Source organism: Streptomyces sp. URMC 123 (assembly GCF_051386515.1).
Taxonomy (GTDB): Bacteria; Actinomycetota; Actinomycetes; order Streptomycetales; family Streptomycetaceae; genus Streptomyces.
On sequence record NZ_JBPQTV010000508.1, the window covers coordinates 1 to 3,044 of the forward strand.

Here is a 3,044-nt window from a genome sequence, read left to right on the forward strand (position 1 = left end):
GCTGATCGAGGCGATGCGGGTGCTGCGCGAGCGCGGCGCGGGCACGGTCGTGGTGTCCCGGGCGGAGGGGCCCGCCCGCCGGGCGGAAACCGTGGACGCCCGGCCGAGGCGCGCGCAGGCGCTCCGGCCGGGCGTCGGACCCCGTCGAGGACGGGGGGCTCACACCGACTGCTTGGCGGTCTCCCGGGACTCGTCGGCCCTGGAGGAGTCGAGCTGTTCCAGAACGATGCGCTCGGCCCTCTCCCGGTCCTCCGCCCCCGACCCGTTCCGCGCCGAGGACTGCTGGGTGGTCCAGGTGCCCAGGGCGATCTCGGCGGTGATGCCGGGGCCGAAACCGGCGATCAGACCCCGGGCGGAGTCGGAGATCGCGCCATGGGCGAAGAGACGCTCCAGGGCGTCGAACACCACGGCACTCGCGATGTTGCCGCGCTCCGTCAGGGTGTCCCTGCTGTAGCGGAAGGCCTCCGGCTCCAGCGACAGATAGTGACAGAGATCGTCGAGAATGCGGGGGCCGCCGGCGTGGACGATGTAGAAGTCCAGGCCGGACACGTCCCAGCGGTGCAGATCGGCCAGCGCGCGCAGGGCCGGGGCCAGCATCTCCATGGTCCCCGGCACCCGCTTGTCCAGCAGGAAGTGGAATCCGGTGTCCCGGACGCCGTAGGAGATCCAGTCCTCGGTGTCGGGCACCAGGTGCGAACCGTTGCGCTCCAGCCCGACCCCGGTGCCGCCCTGGCCGCGGACCACGGCCGCGGCGATGGCGTCCCCGAAGAGCCCGTTGGACAGCAGCGACCCCACTCCGATGTCGGTCGGTTGATAGCAGAGCGAACAGAACTCGCAGGCCACGATCAGCGCGTTGGCCTCCGGATAGGCCGTGCAGAAGTCATGAGCACGATTGATGGCGGCGCCGCCCGCGGCACAGCCGAGCTGGGCGATGGGCGTCTGACGGGTGTCGGAACGGAAACCCATGCTGTTGATCAGCCAGGCCGTCATGGACGGCATCATGAACCCGGTGCACGAGACATAAATGATCAGATCGATGTCCCTGGGCTCCAGCTCCGCATGGTCCAGGGCGCGGTTGACGACGTCGGGGACCCTGGCCTTCGCCTCGCTCTCGTAGAGCAGATTGCGGGCCTCGAACCCGGGGTGGCGCAGCGTGTCCTCGATGGGCTGGACGATATGTCGCGTACGCACTCCGGTGTTCGAGATCAGCCTCAGGGCCAGTCCCAGTTGCGGATGGTCGGCGTGAATGGTGCGTGCCAGTTCCAGCGTCTGATCCATGGTGATCACGTGCTCGGGAACGGCGATGGCTGGTCTGCACAGAGTTGCCATGAGAAATCTCCCCATGTTCGCGCACGTTCGCGCGGATGAACGCCCGCGATTACGGGGGCTGAATGTCTCGCGGTCGCTGGTGGCGTCTGGTGCCGGCCGCCCTTACCAGGCGACCGGGAGGGCCTGTGGAAAGCGCCAGATCGATCCGGAATTCCAGTCGATCTCCTCCTTCGGGACGGCGAGCCGCAGCTCCGGAAAACGGCTGAGCAGCGTGCCGACGGCGACCTGCAGTTCCATCCGGGCCAGATGCGAGCCGATGCAGTGGTGCGAGCCGTAACCGAACGTCATATGCGTCGCCGAACCGCGGGTGAGGTCCAGCTCGTCCGGCCGCTCGTACACCCGCTCGTCGCGGTTGGCCGCGAGATAGGACACGTGCACGGTGTCACCGGCCTTGATCGGCACGCCGCCCACCTCGATGTCCTCGAGGGCGATGCGGGGAATCCCGACGCCCTGCCGGAACGGGATGAAGCGCAGCAGTTCCTCGAGGGCCGTGGGCAGCATGTCGGGTTCGGCCCGGAGCTTGGCCAGTTGCTCCGGGTGGGTCAGCAGGGTGTAGACAATATTGCCGAGCTCATAGGTGCTGGTGTCATGGCCGGTGACCATCAACAGCATCCCCATCACGGCCAGTTCCTGGTCGTCGAGGGACTCGGTGCCGTCCCGGGCCGTGGCGAGCGCGCTCAGCAGGTCGTCCCCCGGGTCGCGGCGCCGCCGGGCGGTGAGATCCGCGAAGTACGCCCGCAGCTCGGCCTTCGACCGGATGGCCTCCTCGCGGTTGGCGACACCGGTCGTCATCATCGCGATGGCCCAGCGCCGCAGCCTGGGCTGGTCCTCCTCCGGGATGTCGAGCATCTCGCAGATGGTCATCAGGGGCAGCCGGGACGACAGGTGCCGCACGACGTCGGCCGGCGGGCCGTGCTCCGCCATCTCGTCCAGCAGGGCGTCCACGGTGCGCTGGGTGCGCGGCCGCATCCGCTCCACATGGCGCGTCGTGAACCCCTTGGCCACCAGCCGGCGCAGCCGGTTGAGGGCCGGGGGGTCCATGAGATTGATCGACTCGTCCTGGACGATCGGATTGGGCGTCATGCGTGGAAAGTCGCGCCCGATGACGGCGGCGCGACTGAACCTGCGGTCCGTGGTGACGAACCTGACGTCCTCGTACCGCGTGGCCAGCCAGGCCTCGCCCACGCCGTGCGGCATCCGGATGCGGGCCACCGGCGCCTCGGTCATCAGCTGTTTGAGCAGCGGATCGAACTCCAGCGCCTCGGTATGACTGAAGGGGCAGTCCCACACGGGTTCGGACGTCTTCACAAGCGCTCCATCCGTCGGAGAGATCGAAGGAGCGCCATCCGAAGGTGCCCCGTTCACGTACTCGGACGATCCGTCGTTGCCCGGACGGAGCACCATTCATGCGGATTCTTCGGAGAATTCACCCGTAAGATGGACAGGAATGACGTTTCCGCTCACGCCGCGTGGTGCGTTGGCCGCAGCCTGCCCGGGGGAGTGGCCGCGATCGGCGGACCATCCGACCATCGGACGGACATCGGGCCGTCAGGGGGCCGTCATCGGGCGGCCAGCGGGCAGATATCGGGCAGTTGGCGGACGGTGGTCGGGCGGCCGTTCGGCAGTGATCGGCCGGGCCGTCCGCCCCGAGCTCAGCCCGGCCCGAGCCCCTCCTGCCCCGCCCGCCCCCGAGCTCCATCCACCCACCGCGGCCA

At 68.9% G+C, this 3,044-nt stretch carries 2 protein-coding genes; both read right to left on the reverse strand.

What is annotated here, in order from left to right:
- Window positions 1-159 precede the first annotated feature (159 nt).
- Entirely contained in the window at window positions 160-1,329 is a 1,170-nt protein-coding gene (locus ACSNOD_RS30060; protein WP_436770242.1) for a type III polyketide synthase, read from the reverse strand.
- 102 nt (window positions 1,330-1,431) lie between these two features.
- The gene (locus tag ACSNOD_RS30065; protein ID WP_436770243.1) at window positions 1,432-2,637 is read right to left on the reverse strand and encodes a cytochrome P450; all 1,206 of its coding nucleotides are present in this window, start codon (window positions 2,635-2,637) and stop codon (window positions 1,432-1,434) included.
- Window positions 2,638-3,044 lie beyond the last annotated feature (407 nt).